At 67.1% G+C, this 15334-nt stretch carries 12 protein-coding genes and 1 pseudogene; 6 read left to right on the top strand and 7 right to left on the bottom strand.

Features of this window, described 5'->3' with window-relative positions:
- The 3 genes from ABF821_RS15720 to ABF821_RS15710 form a co-directional block, all read right to left on the bottom strand.
- Window positions 1–328: ferritin-like domain-containing protein (locus ABF821_RS15720; RefSeq protein WP_415530678.1), on the bottom strand; the 328-nt coding region annotated here is incomplete at its 3' end.
- Between the two features lie 94 nt (window positions 329–422).
- Complete coding sequence (locus tag ABF821_RS15715) at window positions 423–1835, bottom strand: glutamate--cysteine ligase (RefSeq protein ID WP_415530677.1); 1413 nt, start codon at window positions 1833–1835, stop codon at window positions 423–425.
- A 75-nt stretch (window positions 1836–1910) separates the two neighbouring features.
- Window positions 1911–2663, bottom strand: coding sequence for a 16S rRNA (uracil(1498)-N(3))-methyltransferase (locus ABF821_RS15710; RefSeq protein ID WP_182975484.1), 753 nt, complete (start codon window positions 2661–2663; stop codon window positions 1911–1913).
- A gap of 142 nt (window positions 2664–2805) precedes the next feature.
- Between ABF821_RS15710 and ubiA the strand changes: the two genes are divergently transcribed.
- Window positions 2806–3720: a 4-hydroxybenzoate octaprenyltransferase gene (ubiA, locus tag ABF821_RS15705; protein WP_415530676.1), complete on the top strand. Its 915-nt coding sequence runs from the start codon at window positions 2806–2808 to the stop codon at window positions 3718–3720.
- On the top strand, window positions 3717–4367 hold the full coding sequence (locus tag ABF821_RS15700; protein ID WP_415530675.1) for a class I SAM-dependent methyltransferase: 651 nt from the start codon (window positions 3717–3719) through the stop codon (window positions 4365–4367). The genes ubiA and ABF821_RS15700 overlap by 4 nt, the downstream gene beginning before the upstream one ends.
- Window positions 4368–4435: 68 nt before the next feature.
- Here ABF821_RS15700 and ABF821_RS15695 read toward each other — a convergent pair whose 3' ends face one another.
- Window positions 4436–8515 (bottom strand): EAL domain-containing protein, encoded by a 4080-nt coding sequence (locus tag ABF821_RS15695; protein WP_415530674.1) that lies wholly within the window; start codon window positions 8513–8515, stop codon window positions 4436–4438.
- Here ABF821_RS15695 and ABF821_RS15690 point away from each other — a divergent pair.
- Entirely contained in the window at window positions 8485–8799 is a 315-nt protein-coding gene (locus ABF821_RS15690) for a hypothetical protein (RefSeq protein ID WP_415530672.1), read from the top strand. The two genes, ABF821_RS15695 and ABF821_RS15690, sit on opposite strands and share 31 nt — an antisense overlap.
- A 59-nt stretch (window positions 8800–8858) precedes the next feature.
- Here the strand turns inward: ABF821_RS15690 and ABF821_RS15685 are convergent, their stop codons facing one another.
- From ABF821_RS15685 to ABF821_RS15675, 3 genes are read right to left on the bottom strand one after another with little or no spacing between them, the layout of a single operon-like run.
- Window positions 8859–10238, bottom strand: a complete 1380-nt coding sequence (locus tag ABF821_RS15685; RefSeq protein ID WP_415530671.1) for an MFS transporter — start codon at window positions 10236–10238, stop codon at window positions 8859–8861.
- A 6-nt stretch (window positions 10239–10244) separates the two neighbouring features.
- Window positions 10245–10991, bottom strand: a complete 747-nt coding sequence (locus tag ABF821_RS15680) for a dienelactone hydrolase family protein (protein ID WP_415530670.1) — start codon at window positions 10989–10991, stop codon at window positions 10245–10247.
- A 15-nt stretch (window positions 10992–11006) separates the two neighbouring features.
- Window positions 11007–12458, bottom strand: coding sequence for a sugar porter family MFS transporter (locus tag ABF821_RS15675; RefSeq protein ID WP_415530669.1), 1452 nt, complete (start codon window positions 12456–12458; stop codon window positions 11007–11009).
- Window positions 12459–12760: 302 nt separating this feature from the next.
- Here ABF821_RS15675 and ABF821_RS15670 point away from each other — a divergent pair, with 302 nt between their 5' ends.
- The 3 genes and pseudogenes from ABF821_RS15670 (at window position 12761) to ABF821_RS15660 (ending at window position 15214) form a co-directional block, all read left to right on the top strand.
- On the top strand, window positions 12761–14104 hold the full coding sequence (locus tag ABF821_RS15670; RefSeq protein ID WP_415530668.1) for a gluconate:H+ symporter: 1344 nt from the start codon (window positions 12761–12763) through the stop codon (window positions 14102–14104).
- Window positions 14105–14172: 68 nt separating this feature from the next.
- A pseudogene (locus ABF821_RS15665) lies at window positions 14173–14370 on the top strand (MerR family transcriptional regulator); the annotation flags it as partial.
- A gap of 181 nt (window positions 14371–14551) precedes the next feature.
- On the top strand, window positions 14552–15214 hold the full coding sequence (locus ABF821_RS15660) for a Rieske 2Fe-2S domain-containing protein (protein ID WP_415530667.1): 663 nt from the start codon (window positions 14552–14554) through the stop codon (window positions 15212–15214).
- Window positions 15215–15334 lie beyond the last annotated feature (120 nt).

The raw sequence follows: 15334 nt of genomic DNA, 5'->3' as shown, positions 1-15334 counted from the left end.
TGCGACACAATCGCTCATGGGCGCCAAAAACAGCTTGATCAAGACGGATACTCTGCACCTGCCAAGCCGGCCGCCGCACCATCACGCCCGCGATATCCTGCCGGCGAATCAGCGGAACATGCTGGCCGAACCGCTCGACATACAGATCGATCAGATCGCGCCGGTGCTCGTTTTCCTCATGCGCCATATCCGTAAATATATTGGCGGTGTCGGGATATTTCTCCCGAAGCGCATAGGCGAAATCGGCATAGATCCGCGTGTCCTCCTCCTCGCTCGAAATGGCGAGGGCAAGGATCTCCCGATCGTTCAGCGTCGTGAATTTGCGCATGGAAACTGTATGCCGGAACTCTCCCGGCATACACAAGACGTTTCGATATCGTGATAATAACTCGCGTTATCGACTACAACAAATCAGAGACCGATCAAACCGCCGCTTCGGCGAAGATCCTGCTCACATCGCCCTGCCACGCGCTATGATACCGCTCCAGCCAATGCTCGGCCTGGGTCGGGGCGCCAGCCGCGATCGCCTGCAACGGCGCCAGCAGATGGCTCTCGTCCCGCCCGTTGCCATCCGTCACCGCCCGCGCGCGCAGCCCCTCGGCCGCGATCGTCACCATCCGGGCGGCCAGGTCGCGCGCCACCCCTCCGGCCCAGGGCGCGTCCAGCCCTTGGCGCGGCACGGCGGCACGCAGCGCGACATAGTCCGCCCAGTCCCGCTCGCGCACCAGCGCATCGGCCGCCGTCAGCGCCGCATCGTCATACAGCAGGCCCACCCACAGCGCGGACTGCGCCAGCATCATCTCGGGCGCCCCCGCATCCGCGCCGCGCATTTCCAGGAAGCGCTTCAGCCGCACATCGGTAAAGGCGGTGGTCATGTGGTCCTCGAAATCGCCGATGGTCGGCACCAGACCCTCCAGCCCCTCCTGGCGCTCGCCCTTCATCCACGCCCGGAACGACCGCCCGGCCACGTCCAGGATCTGCCCGTCGCGCACGATGAAGTACATCGGCACATCCAGCAGCCATTCCACATAAGCCTCGAACCCGAATGACGGATCGAAGAAGGCCAACGGCATGCCAGAGCGCGCATTGTCGGTATCGGTCCACACATGCGCGCGGTTCGAGAGCAGCCCGTTCGGCTTCCCCTCATAGAACGGCGAATTGGCGAACAGCGCGGTCGCCACCGGCTGCAACGCCAGCGATACGCGCAGCTTGCGCAGCATGTCGGTTTCCGACGCGAAATCCAGATTGACCTGCACGGTGCAGGTCCGCGTCATCATGTCCAACCCCAGCGTGCCGACCTTGGGCATGTAGTTGCGCATGATCGCGTAGCGGCTCTTGGGCATCCACGGCATATCCGCGCGCCGCGCCATCGGGTGGAAGCCCAGCGGCGCGAAGCCGATGCCCAGCGAGCGGCTGATGGGGCGGATCGCCTCGAAATGCCGGGCCATCTCATGGCTCGTATCATGCAGGCTGGCCAGCGGCGCGCCCGACAGTTCGAACTGCCCCGCCGGCTCCAGCGACACCGACCCACCGCGTTCCGAGCCGATTCCCTTCAGCCCGATCAGCTTTCCCTTGTCCTCGATCGCTTCCCATCTGCCGCCGCCATCCTGGCGGTTCAGGTCGGTCAGGATCTCGCCGATTCCGTCGGGCGCATAGGGCGGCGGCATCCAGGGCGCCCGCTCCGGCCCGGCCGCGGCCGGCAGGACAAAGCCGAATTTCTCATGCTCGGTGCCGATCCGCCACCGTTCGCGCGGCTTGCCCCCATCCGCCAGCAACCCGGCCAACTGGCCGATCGATTCAATAGGGGTCGTATCTTGCTCGCCGGGGTTCGACATCGTTTCTGAACAAGCCTTCAAAGACAGAACGGATCGACGGAAGGGTCCGCCGCAGCCATGCGACCGACCGGTCGGTTAGCGCGAATCTGCACCAGACGCGCGCCGGAAGCCAGCCCCCATCAGGGAGAGGCCGCATGCCGCCGCCGTATCCGCCCGCAGGATCCGTTTTCCCAACGTGATCATCCTGACAAACGGCCGCGCACGCAACATGCGCCGCTCGGCGTCGGAAAACCCGCCCTCGGGGCCGACCAGCAGCCCGTCGCCATCGGCCACGCGGTCGATCTCCCCCACCCCGTCATCCGGCCCGCCGCGCTCCGCCGCCACGAACAGGGTGCTCCCGGCCGGCCACGCCGCCAGTTGCTCGGGCAGGCGCGCGGGCTCGCCGATCGTCGGCACGTCCAGGCGCTCGCATTGCTCCGCCGCCTCCATCGCAATGGCTTCCAGCCGCCCGACATTGACGCGATGCGTATTGGTGCGCTCGGTCAGCACGGGCAGGAAGCGCGTCACCCCCAGTTCGGTACCCATGCGCACCACCATGTCGGTGGCATCGCGTTTCAGCGGCGCGAACAGCAGCACCGGCCCGCATACGGGTTCGGGCGCGCGACGGCGATGCAGTAGCCGCACCTGCGCGCGGTCGCGCCGCACCGCCACCAGACTGGCCAGCCATTCCCCGTCCCCGGCATTGAACAGCGCGACCTCCGCCCCCGGCGCCAGCCGCATCACGGTCCCAAGGTAATGGGCCTGCCCCGGCTCCAGATCGCGCACCGCATCCGCCTCCATCGGCGGCTTTCCGGCCGGATCGGCGAACAGGCGAGGACAATCCTTCATGACGACACCACCTCCGACCGGCCGGGAACGCGCCCTCCCGCACCCGGCCCTTGACCGCTTCCATCCCGCGCCCCATTCACACGCGGGCACAAGCCGCTCCCGATGCCTCTATTGTGCCCGCGTGTCCAGACGGAGACCCAGCGTGACCCCGCTCCCCCATACCGACATCCGGACAACAGGCTGGATCAGCCGCCTACCTGCGGCGCTGCGCCCTTACGCGCTGCTGGCACGGCTGGACCGGCCCATCGGCACCTGGCTGCTGTTCCTGCCCGGCCTGTGGGGCATCCTGCTGCCCGGCGGGGTCGAGGCCGGCGAGCGCCTGCGGCTGGCGCTGCTGTTCGGGATCGGCAGCGTGGTGATGCGGTCGGCCGGCTGCGTGGTCAACGACATGTGGGATCGCGATATCGACCGGATGGTGGCGCGCACGGCGGGCCGCCCCCTGGCCTCCGGTGCGCTGCGCATGCGCCAGGCCGCCTGGTTCCTCGCCCTGCTGCTGGCGATCGGACTGGTCATCCTGCTGCAACTCAACGGGCTCAGCCGCCTGCTGGGCGTGGGCTCGCTGCTGCTGGTGGGGCTGTATCCGCTGGCCAAACGCTTCACCTGGTGGCCCCAGCTCGTCATGGGCTTCACCTTCGGCTTCGGCGCCCCGATGGGCTACGCGGCGGCGGCCGGGCGGATCGACGCCGCATGGGCGGCGCTCTATGCCGCCACCATCCTGTGGCAGCTCGGCTTCGACACCATATACGGCTTCCAGGACATGGAGGACGACGCGCGCATCGGCGTCAAATCGACATCCCGCCTGTGGGCGGCCCACCCCCGCCAGTTCGTCGGGGCCTGCTACGGGCTGGCGGTGGCCGCCCTGCTTCTGACGGGCTGGCTGGCCGGCTGCACCATCGGCTTCTGGGTGGCGATGGTGCTGCCCGCCATCGCACTGGCCTGGCAGGTCGCGCATCTCGACAGCACCGATCCGCGCCGCTGCCTGATGCTGTTCCGCTCCAACCGCGAGACGGGGCTGGCCGTGGCCCTGGCCATCCTGGCCGGACTGACCGGCCGATGAGCACCCGCCCCGGTCCCGAATCCTTCATCCTCGCCAATACCAGCCCGGCCCACGCCCCGCTGGTGCCCGAAATCACGCTGCACCTGGCCACCGAGATCACCCCGATCTGGCAGGCCAGCGAGGACTGGCTGACCCGGCAGGATATCGAGCCCCCCTTCTGGGCCTTCGCCTGGCCCGGCGGCCAGTTGCTGGCCCGCCATATTCTGGACAATCCCGCCCTGGTCGCTGGCCGCCGGGTGCTGGATTTCGCGGCGGGCTGCGGCGTCGCCGCCATCGCCTGCGCACGGGCCGGCGCCAGCATGGTGGAGGCCGCCGAAATCGACCCGCTGGCCGTCGCCGCCATCACGCTGAACGCCCGCGCCAACGGCGTGGCCGTCACCGCCACTGGCGAGGACCTCGTCGGCACCGCACCGCGCTGGGACCTGATCCTGTGCGGCGATGTCTGCTACGAAAACCCGATGACCGAGCATATCCTCCCCTGGCTGCGCGCGTGCGCGCGCACCGCCGAGATCTGGATCGCCGATCCCGGCCGCGCCTACCTGCCCCGCGCCGGCCTGCACCCGATCATCACCCGCGACATCCCGACCACCCGCGAGCTCGAAGACCGCGACGCAAGACGCACCACCCTCTACCGCGTCACCCCCTGATCCGCCCGGAAACAGGCGCAGGCGACGATCCGACACACACTTCCTGCACCATCGGCCCGCACCGCTCCTCATCCGCGCGCGGCGTTGACCACGCGGTCCTCCAGCCAGTCCCGCATGTCGCGCGCCATCTCCTCCGGCACCGGGCCGGCGGAACAGATGCGGTACCATCGCGCTGCCTCGGCATCGTCGCGACCCAACCGTTCCAGCCATCGCGTCAGCGGTCCGTCCCCGAACGCGAACTGCCCCAATGGCGGGCAGTCGCGCGTAGCCGTCCACAGCCAGGCCAGCGCACCGAGAACGCTGCGGATTTCGCTGTCCTCTTCCACCCGGTCGCGGCCCGGATCACGCTCCGCATAGGCACGATGCCAGTCCAGGAAATCATCTGGCGGCATGGGCCGGGCGATGCCGAACCCCTGCCCGTACCGGCAGCCAAGATGACGGATCGCCTCGATCATGTCGGCATCTTCCAGCCCTTCCACCACCACCTGGCTGTGCAGATCACGGCCCATTTCCCGTAGCGAGCGGATCACGCTGAAGACCTGCAAGGGCACGTCGCGGACATAGCGCAACAGGCCCTGATCCACCTTGATGCAGTCGAAGGGCGCCGCGGAAAGCCGCAGCAGCGTGCTATGGCCGGCCCCGAGATCGTCGATGGCCATCTGCACGCCCCTGGAGCGGAAATCCCGCAGCGCCGCCTTCTGCTTGGCGGAATCGAGGCCCTGGGTCTCCAGCACTTCCAGCGTCAGCCGGCGGGGGGCGATATCGTGACGGTTCAGCATGTCGTCGACCATGCGCAACACATTGGTGTTCGACAGACAGGATGGCGGCAGATTGACCGACATTTCGGTCGACAGACCCTTGCCGTCCCACGACCGCAGCCATGACAGGCTCTGCTCAAGCCCGAACTGGAACAGTCGGTCCAGTTCATCATGCCCCAGCAATGCCAGAAAGGTCGCGGGCGGCAGGATGGTGCCGTCGGCATCCTGCAGCCGCGCCAGCGCCTCCACCTTCAGCAACTGCCCGGTGCGCAGGTCGATGACGGGCTGCATGAACATGCGCAGCCCCCCGGAGAACAGGCGCTCGCGCAGGCGGGCCGCACGCGCGTCGGACATGTCCTGCCCATCCCGCCACAAGCGTTCCCATTTTTCCTGCAATCCAACGATGAACTGCCGCATGTCGGCGGATTCGAACTGGTTGGGGCAGGCACCGAACAGGGTCAGCACCAGCGCCGTCGTCCCGTCCAGGCGCCGGATCGGCACGCTCATGGCCGAATGGATCCGCAGATTGGCCATCAGCGCATGCCACGGTGCCATGGCACCATCCAACTCGACCGACGGACAACTCTGCCACGCACCCGTGCGCCATGCCTGGGCGCCGATAAAGCTGCCCCGGCGCGCATTGGCGGCAATCACGGGCCGCACCTCGCTACGCAGCAGCGCCTCGTCCAGCACCGTGGCACAGGGTCCGGCAATGGTCTGCGCGACCAGTTCTCCCGCCGCGTTGGGGCGCATCAGAAATGCCGACTGAATACCGGGCAGTTTCGCAAGCGCGGTCAGCGCGTCGTTACTGATCGCGCTCCACGCGCCGCCGGGCATCTCGTCAGAGAGGGCGGCGATATAGGCCTTGCGCACCCGCTGCGCGATCATGCGCCGCATCCTGCGATCATCCCGATAGCGGGCTTCGACGATCTGCTGCACGCGATAGCGGTCATCGCCGTCCATGCCGCCGGCTTCCATCTCCGCCAGCAGCAGGCGCAGGTAGAAGCCCTGTTCGGCGACGAACACGACCGGATCGACGCCGAACAGGGCATACATCGAACCCAGCCTCCGCGCTTCCCCGAGCAGGTCCTCCCGGACGATCGCGGGCGCGACCACGAATTCCAGATACTTCACCTCGCGCTCGGTCAGGCGCTCATGCTGCTCGGCCGTCAGATTAGCCAGCACCGCTGCGCCGCCGCTTTTCTGCCACAGCGCCGGAATCACACCCTGGCGAATGCGCTCGCCAATCCGCGCGACGACCGCGGCCACCTGCCCCAGCAGGTCGGCGGCGACCGCCCCGTAGGGCGTGATCGGCAACAGGTCCGCGGCCGCTTCGTCATCGAGAACCCGCGCTTCGTCGAGGGCTCCTGCGAAATGCCAGTTGGCATCGCGCGGCTCCTGGCTCTGCTTGGCCTGGTACATCGCGTTATCGGCCTGACGCAGCAACGTCTCCGGCTTTTCACCGTCCTGCGGATAAAACGCCACCCCCATGGCGAGCCCCACCCTCGCGGTGGTCCCATCTTCCAGGATGAACGGCTCCCCCACGACCGACGACAGACGGTCCAGTTCCGCCGCGGCCTGCTCGCTCGCCGTATCCTTGTCGAGATTTTCCAGAACGACCACGAACTCGTCGCCTCCCAGCCGGGCGACATAGCCGTTCTCGCGCAGCGCCTCCCATAACCGCTGGCTCAGTTCGACCAGCACCTTGTCCCCGGCCGCATGGCCATAGGTGTCGTTGACGGATTTGAAGCCGTCCAGATCCATCAGCCCCACTGCCACGGACATGCCGCGTGCCCGTGCCCGTTCCTGTGCCCTGGGCAGATATTCCTCCAGCGCCAGCCGGTTGGGCAGCGCGGTCAGCACGTCGCGCCGGGCCCGCCTCGCTTCCTCCTGCCGCAACTGTTCCAGATTGCGGCTGGTATCCAGCCGATCGAAGCTCCGGCCCAGCAATTCCGCCAGCCGCCGGCACAGCGTGATGCTTTTGTCCTCGAAGCCGCTGGCCCGCAGCGTCGTGAGCGTCAGCACGGCCCAGATCTGCCCACTCCGCAGTACTGGAACCGACAGCACGGCGCGCCATCCGTAGCGCATCACCGTCCCATATCCCGGGATCCCGACAAGATCGGTCGCCATATCATTGGTATGGACCAGACACGCGTTCCGCCAGGCCCGCACCGTCACCGGCAGGGGGCCGGAATCCTGATCGATCCGCCAGTTCAGCCGGGCGATCATGTCTCCGCCCCGGCCCGCGTGCGCCCGCACCACCATCCGGCCGGACAGGTCGGGCCGCACGAGCCACACGGCATTGAACAGCGTGCCATCCACCAGCGTCTCGCACACGGCACGACATTTTTCCGCCTCGTCCTCGGCGGCCAGCATGGCGGAGACGGCATTGATCAGCGCGCGGTACAAACGCTCCGTTTCATCGCGCCCGGTCACGTCCTCCATCGTCCACACCGAGTCCGCACTCGGCGTATCGTCCAACGCCACGGCGGAAAGATCGGCAATCAGGTCATGCCCGTCCGGCCGGGGCAGCGGCACACCGGAGAGCCTGGCCCGACCCGTCTCCCGCAATTGCGCCCGCGCCTGCTCCAGCCGGGCTTCATCGCCACCCACAATGCGTTCCGCTGGCGCGTGATGCAGGCCATCGGGCGCACAACCCGCAAGACCGGCGGCAAAGCTGTTCGCGGCATGGATGCGCGCATCGCGCAGCAGCACGATCCCCACCTGTGCCCGGTCGATCTGGGCGGCCTTCAGTCGCCGCTCGTCAAGCGTCTTCAGCCCACGCGAAAGGCTGGTCGCCGCCTCCAGCAAGATCGTCGAGATCGCGGGATCGAACGCATCCGCCTGCCCGTCATAAACGCCGAACACGGCCCAGACCTCGCCACCGCGCCACAGCGGCAGCACCGCGCACGATCGCACCCCCAGTTCCCGCATCCGCGCCCGCCAGGGCAGCAACGCGTCCTCCCGCGCCACATCGGCGCAAAAGACCGGCTGCCCCCCATGCCAGACACGCCCGACAAGACCGTACCGTCCCGCCATGTCCGGCCGGGCGGAAAAAACAGGATCATGCAATTGCACGACCGGCCCACTTTCCGCGAGCAGATGAAACGCCCCCTGCGCATCCGGCCGAGCGATAAAGGCCGCCCGCAGCCGCGCATTCCGGGTCGCGGCCTCACACGCCGCACTCAATATGGCGGTTTCGTCCGATGCGGGATCGAACGCCATGCCGACACGCGCCAGGAAACTATTGAAGCCATTCAGACGATAAAGCTGCTGAAACCGCCTGCGATGGCGTGGGCCGCCGTCCTCACCGCTGCGCTCGGGTTCGCCTTCGGCCTGCGTCGCAAGGCGACGACGCGATGCGGGCAACAAAACGCGCGGCAGACGCATCAGATAGTCCAGCTCTCGAAATAGAAAATTACATTCCGCACAAGATTGACCGAAAACCCACGCCGCGCCAGCGTCATATTCATGAATTCAAACAATTGCTCAAATTCCGATCACGTTCTCACAGCCTGACCGAAAAAGTAGGCTGGCAAGCGGGAGCAACCCCAGATGCCAGCAACTGGCCTTTATGGTCAGAGGCTGCTCAAACACTCATCCTGCCGAGCGTGCGTGCCGGAAGGCAGCATGGCTGGCGGATCTTGTCGCGCATCCGGGCGGAGCAGCCCTGATGCCTGCAACACCGGGCACGGAGAACACGCCGGCACGGTGTAACCATGCAAACAGCTTCTCAGCCGCCCCGATGCCGCTCGCGCACCAGGCGGCTGGAACTGATCAGCGCCGCCCCATAGGCGCAGGCCGCCGCCAGTTCCAGGCAACGCAGCGTCGGATCATGGCGAACGAAACCGAAGGTCAGGGCCACGAACATCGCCCCCATCGTCTGCCCCCACAGCCGCGCGACCGAGACCATGCCGCTGGCGCTGCCCGAGCGCCCACGCGGCGCCGCCACCATCATCGCGCGATTGTTCGGCGCCTGGAAAATTCCGAATCCCATCCCGGCGATGGCGATCCGCCAGGCGATGTCCAAATTCCCGGCATCCGCCGGCAGCAGGCATAGCAGCACGAAGCCCGTCCCCGTCACGCACAGCCCGATCGACGAGAGAATGCCCGCCGGCACCCGGTCCGCCAGCCGCCCGACCAGCGGCGAGATCGCAACGATGCCTACCGGCCAAGGCGTGATCAGCAGCCCGGTCGCCACCGCCGAGCGATGCAGCACCGTCTCCAGCGTAAAAGGCATGGAGATGATGAAGAAATTGGATGCCACGAACGCCAGCGAGCCGACGCTGAACGCGATCAGGAAATCCGGCACCGCCAGCAGGTCCAGCGGCAGCATGGGGTCCGAACGCCCCGTCTGCCGCCGCGCGAGCTGGAAGAACGCGGCGCCGCCGATCAGCAGCAGCCACACCGCCACCACCGGGCCGCTGCGATGCGCCAGACTGTCCAGCCCGACCACCAGACAGCCGATGGCCACCACGTTCAGGGCTGCGCTGGGCAGGTCGAATGACGACAGGCTGCGCGGCGTGACGGGCAGATAAACCAGTGCCGCCACCATCGCCGCCCCGCCCAGCGGCAGGTTGATCAGGAAAATCCACGGCCAGTCCGCCACCGACAGCACCGCCGAGGCAATGGTCGGCCCCAACGCCACACCCGTCGCCACCACCACCCCGTTCAGCGCGATGCCCTTGCCGATCTCGGCATGGGGGTAGATGAAGCGCACCAGCGCGATATTCACGCTCATGATGCACGCGCCGCCGATGCCCTGAAGCGCGCGGGCCAGCGCAAGCTCCAGCAGCGTATGCGACATCGCGCAGAACACCGACGCCACCACGAACGTCGCCAGCCCGATCCGGCACAGCCGCGCGAAGCCCAGCCGCGACCCCAGCGAGGCCAGCGGCAGCAGCGTCGCCAAACAGGCCATCTGATAGGCGTTGATCACCCAGATCGACGAAGACGGGCTGGCATGGATATCCTGCGCGATCGTCGGCAACGCAACGTTGGCGATGGCATAATCCAGCACCGACAGCAGGACCGACAGCGCCACGGCAAACATCGCCAGCGCCCTGGGCAGACCGTAAAGCCCCTCGCCTTCGTGCAGGATTTTCCCCGTCATGGCCGCTCAGTCCGCCCGCAGGGCACGGGCGAACAGCGCCTGAACCCATGCCATGGCCTGAAGGAACAGCGCTGGGTCGAACCGATGCCCCTCGTCGCGCAGAAAGGCATGCTGGCCATTCACCTCGTACCATTCATGCCGAACCCCGGCCCCCTCCAGCGCCGCACGGATCGTCTGCCGCCCCGCGAAAGGCACATGCGGGTCCTGCCGCCCCCAGACCATCATCGCCTCGCCGGCAATCTCGTCCAGCCGCGACAGGGTATCATCGGCGCGCCCCTCGCCCAGCGACGCGGAATGAATGTCGGTGGCATAGAAGCACGCCGCCGCCTGCACGGCAGGGTTCATCGCCGCCCGCAGCGCCAGATGTCCGCCCAGGCACACCCCCATCGTCCCGATCCGGCCGGTGCAGGCCGGATGCGCCGCCAGCCACGCCACGGCCGCGCGGGCATCATCGTCATAGGCCGCCAGGGGCTTGGCATATTTCAGCGCATTGCCGCGATCGGTCCCCGGCGTGTCATAGGCCAGCACGCAGCCGGCCGGCTCGTATTCGTGATAGACTTCCGGCACCGCCACCACATGGCCCATCCCGGCGACCATCGCGGCCAGCCGGCGAATCGGCGCCGTCACCTGATAGATCTCGGAAAACAGGACCACGCCGGGAAAGCGCCCTTCCGCCGCTGGGCGCAGCACATGCAGCCGCATCGGGCCGGTCGCCGTCGCGATATCCTGGGTTTCGTCCCCGCGCAGTATCATCGCCGTCGCCCCGCCCTATCGTCCCAAATCCCGCAGCCGACGGCCCGCCATCAGCCGCGCCTCAATCTCCTCCAGCGACACGCCCCTGGTCTCGGGCACGTAGACAAGGGTGATCAGGATGAACACACCGTTCATGATGGCAAACAGCCAGAAGGTCCAGCTCTGCCCCAGCGCCGCCATCACGCTCAGGAAAATGTTGCTGACCAGCCAGTTGGCCGCCCAATTGGTGAAGGTGGAGCACGCAATGCCGAAATCGCGTCCCCGCAGCGGCTGGATCTCCGAACACAGCGTCCACACCATCGGCCCCGCCCCGATGGCGAACCCGGCCACGAACAGCAGCAGCGCCACCACCATGCCCCCAAGGATCAGCGTCGACTCCCCGCCGATCGCGGCCAGTCCACCGGCCATCAGCATCGCGGCGGTCATGATCGCGCAGCTCAGCACCAGCAGCGGGCGCCGCCCCCAGCGGTCGATGAAGGCAATGGCGAGACCCGTCGCGGCCATGTTGACCAGCCCGATCAGCGCCGTGGCCCAAGTCGCGGCGGACACGCCGAAATGCGCGGCCTGGAAGATTTTCGGCGCGTAATACATCAGCACGTTGATGCCGGTGACCTGCTGCATCACCTGCAACGCCACCCCCAGCAGCACCGAGCGGCGGAAGTTCGGGTTGCTGCGGAAGAACGCCAGCCCGTTGCTCCCTCCCCGCTTCAGTTCCTGCGCAATGTCGCGGATTTCCGCATCGGCCTCCACCGGGCTCACGCGCAGCAGCCGCATCACCTGGCTGGCCCGGCTCCACTCGCCCCGCATCATCAGCCAGCGCGGGCTGTCGGGCAGGAACAGGCAGGCGGCACAGAACAGCGCCGCCGGCACCGCCATCAGCCCCAGCATCCAGCGCCAGTGCCCGCCATAGGCGAGCAGGCTGTCGGTGACATAGGCGAGAAAGATGCCGAGCGTGACCATGAGCTGGTAGAACGAGATCATCGCCCCACGCACCGATTCCTGCGAGATTTCCGAGATATAGAGCGGCGCCGCAAACGCCGCGATCCCGACGGCGAGCCCCAGCAGCACCCGGCCGACGATCAGCACCGCCACCGACGGCGCCAGCGCGCACAACCCGGAGCCCACGACGAACAGCAGCGACGCCGCCAGCAGCGCCCGCCGCCGCCCCAGCCGGAACGAGATGCGCCCCGCCACCACCGACCCCAGCGCGGCGGCGGCCATCATCGACGAGACGATCCACTCCTGCGTCCGGGCGGCGGCATGGAATTCATCGCCGATAAAGCCCAGCGCCCCGGCGATCACGCCGGTATCCAGCCCGAACATCAGACCGGCCATCGCCGCCAGAATGCCGACCACCACCGCCCGCGCGGCCGCATGCGACCCGCCCGCCGCCAGCCCCGTCGCCGTCTCGCCCGCTGCTGGCTGCCCCACTGCCGGCTGGGGCACCTTCCTCTGATCCGCTGTCATGTCATGGTGTCCTTTCCCGGATTCGGCGCCCGGCGGGGCGTCCAGGCGGGTTGTCTCCCGCCCTATCTGACCTGTGTCGTTCCATGCAAACCCGATCCCGGCACCGCGAAGCAGGGAAATCGCTCCGTTATGGAACCAAATCCACACGCATGGCCAGACACCATGCCACGCCGCCCCGCGAAGAAAAAAAATGCCCGGACAGTGAACCGATCCACCTCTCCCGGATATGAAAGCGAAACCATTGACAATCGTGCATCCGTTCCGTGCTGATACACGTTCACATTCACTACAGACGCGGTCCAATGTCCCCAATTCTGGCAATTTCCCTAGCGACCGCGGCGATTGGTGCGGTCGTGCTCCTCATCGGGCGCTACAAGCTCAATCCCTTCATCGTGCTGGTCTGCGTCTCTATTCTGCTGGCGATCTGCGCCGGCATGCCGCCCCAGAAGGCCATCGCCTCGTTCGAGGAAGGCGCGGGCCATGTGCTCGGCCATATCGCAACCGTCATCGCGCTGGGCACCATGCTGGGCAAGATGCTGGCCGAATCCGGCGGCGCGGACCAGATTGCTCTCACCATCACCCGCCTGGCTGGTGAAAAGCGCATCAGCTGGGCCATGATGGTCATCGGCCTGCTGATCGGCCTGCCGGTATTCTTCGAGGTCGGCTTCGTGCTGCTGATCCCGCTGGCCTTCACCCTGGCCAGGCGCACATCCACGCCCCTGCTGCTGGTGGCGCTGCCGATGGCGGCGGCGCTCTCCGTCACCCATGCGATGGTCCCGCCGCATCCGGCCACCCTGCTGGCGCTGGCGGCATATCATGCCGATACCGGCCGCACGATCTTCTGGGGCGTGATCATCGGCACGCCGATCGCAGCCCTCGCCGGCCCGGTCTATGCCCGCTTCATCACGCCGCACATCCGTTTGGAAGGCGAGGCCGCACTGGCCGAGCAGTTCGCCAGCAAGGACCGGCCAACCGACATGCCGCCCTTCCTCACCACGGTGCTGACCATCCTGGCGCCGGTGCTGCTGATGCTGCTGGGCTCGGCCGCCGACCTGGTCACGCCTCCCGGCAGCATGCCGAACACGGTCCTGCATTTCGTGGGCAATACCGACATCGCCCTGCTGCTGGCCACGGTCCTGTCCTTCTACGTGCTCGGCCTGGCGCGCGGCTTCTCGCGTGAGACGATCCTGCACTTCACCACCGAATGTCTCGGCCCCACGGCGCTGATCATGCTGCTGGTCGGCGCCGGCGGCGGCTTCGGGCGCGAGTTGATCGACAGTGGCGTGTCGAAGGCCATCACCGATGTCGCGGTGGGCGCGCACGTGCCGCTGCTGGTGCTGGCATGGCTGGTGGCGGTGGTGGTCCGCGTCGCGGCGGGCTCGGCGACCGTGGCCATGAGCACCGCATCGGGCATCGTCGGCCCGATCCTGCTGCACAGCCACGGCACGTCGCCCGAACTGATGGTGCTGGCCACCGGCGCCGGCTCAGTCGCCCTGGGTCCGATGAACGATGCCGGCTTCTGGCAGATCAAGGAATATCTCGGCCTCACCGTCGGCCAGGCCATCAAGACCTGGTCGGTCGTCGAGACCCTGATCGCGGTACTGGGCCTGGTCTTCTGTTTGCTGGCCTCACTCTTCATCCACTAAGAGCCCATCGCCCGAGCCAGGAACATGCGAAACCCATCGCAAGAAACAGCTTGCGTCATCCCCTGAGGATGACCTTACCACCGATGCCATGGCAAAAAATCACTCCATGGCGTCACCCTTTCCAGACGGAGCAGCCGCCGTCGCCCGCCGCTTCGGCGGTGACGGTAAAAGCCCTCCGTGTCTACGAGGAAGCGGGGCTGATCCGGCCGGTGCGGAACGGTCATGGCTGGCGGACTTACGGTCAGGCGGAGTGCGAGCGGCTTCACCTCGTCCTCCTGCTGCGACGCTTCGGCCTGACGATTGCCCGCATTGCTGAAATGTTTGCCGCAGGGCAACCCGATCTCGCAGCCATGCTGGACCTTCAGGCCGAAGCCTTGACAGAACAGCAGGCGCGCATCCGTGAAACCCTGTCGCTGATCGGCCGCGCCCGCCGGCATCTGAGCGCGCATGGCAGCATCGACCGTGAAACGCTGCCCGCATCGCTGCGTCGCCCTGTCGCTCGGTACGGTATCCCAGGGCCTGATCGCCTGCGCCTATCATGGCTGGCGATTCGATGGCACGGGGCGCTGCCGGCACATCCCCTCCCTGCGTCCCGAACAGCCGGTCAAGACGGCGCCGGCGCGCACCTACCCCACGGCCGATCGCGCCGGCTATGTCTGGGTATGGACGGGTCAGGGCGCACCGACAGGGCAACCGCTGCCGATCCAGGGGTTCGATCGTTATACTTGGCTGCAAGGCGCAACGGCGCTCGCCTGTGAAGCAATCATGCCGATCGAGAACAATCTCGACATCTGCCACGCGGCATTCACCCACCCGCACATGCAATGGTTCCGCGCACAGGCCGCCGGTTTCCAGCCGACCGGGTACGAACTGGCGATCGATCCGGGAGGATTGACCGTAAGCGCGCCCGGCACGCTGCCGCGCTTCGACCTGCCCGACCGGGTGACGGTCGGAGGCGGCGAAGCCTTCAGGCTCGTCCTCCACCATGTTCCCACGATGCCCGGCCAATGCCTCCAGCATTGGCTGTTGCAACGGGAGCCGACCCACGAGCCGGCAGCGCCGATATGGTCGGACAAGGAACCCAAAATCCTGGCGCAGGACCGCCGCTGAAAACCCCACCAGCATCATTGCTGGCCCGCCGCGCGCTCACCACCAAGCCACCCGCACGCATACTGAGGGCTTGTCTTATGATTTTTTTGTCGCGTTGAGCGATAAAGGACCGTTCAGCCG

Source organism: Gluconacetobacter sp. (genome assembly GCF_047721585.1).
Classification (GTDB): domain Bacteria; phylum Pseudomonadota; class Alphaproteobacteria; order Acetobacterales; family Acetobacteraceae; genus Gluconacetobacter; species Gluconacetobacter dulcium.
The sequence above is the reverse complement of the archived record's forward strand: the minus strand, read 5'-3'. Positions and strand labels throughout refer to the sequence as shown.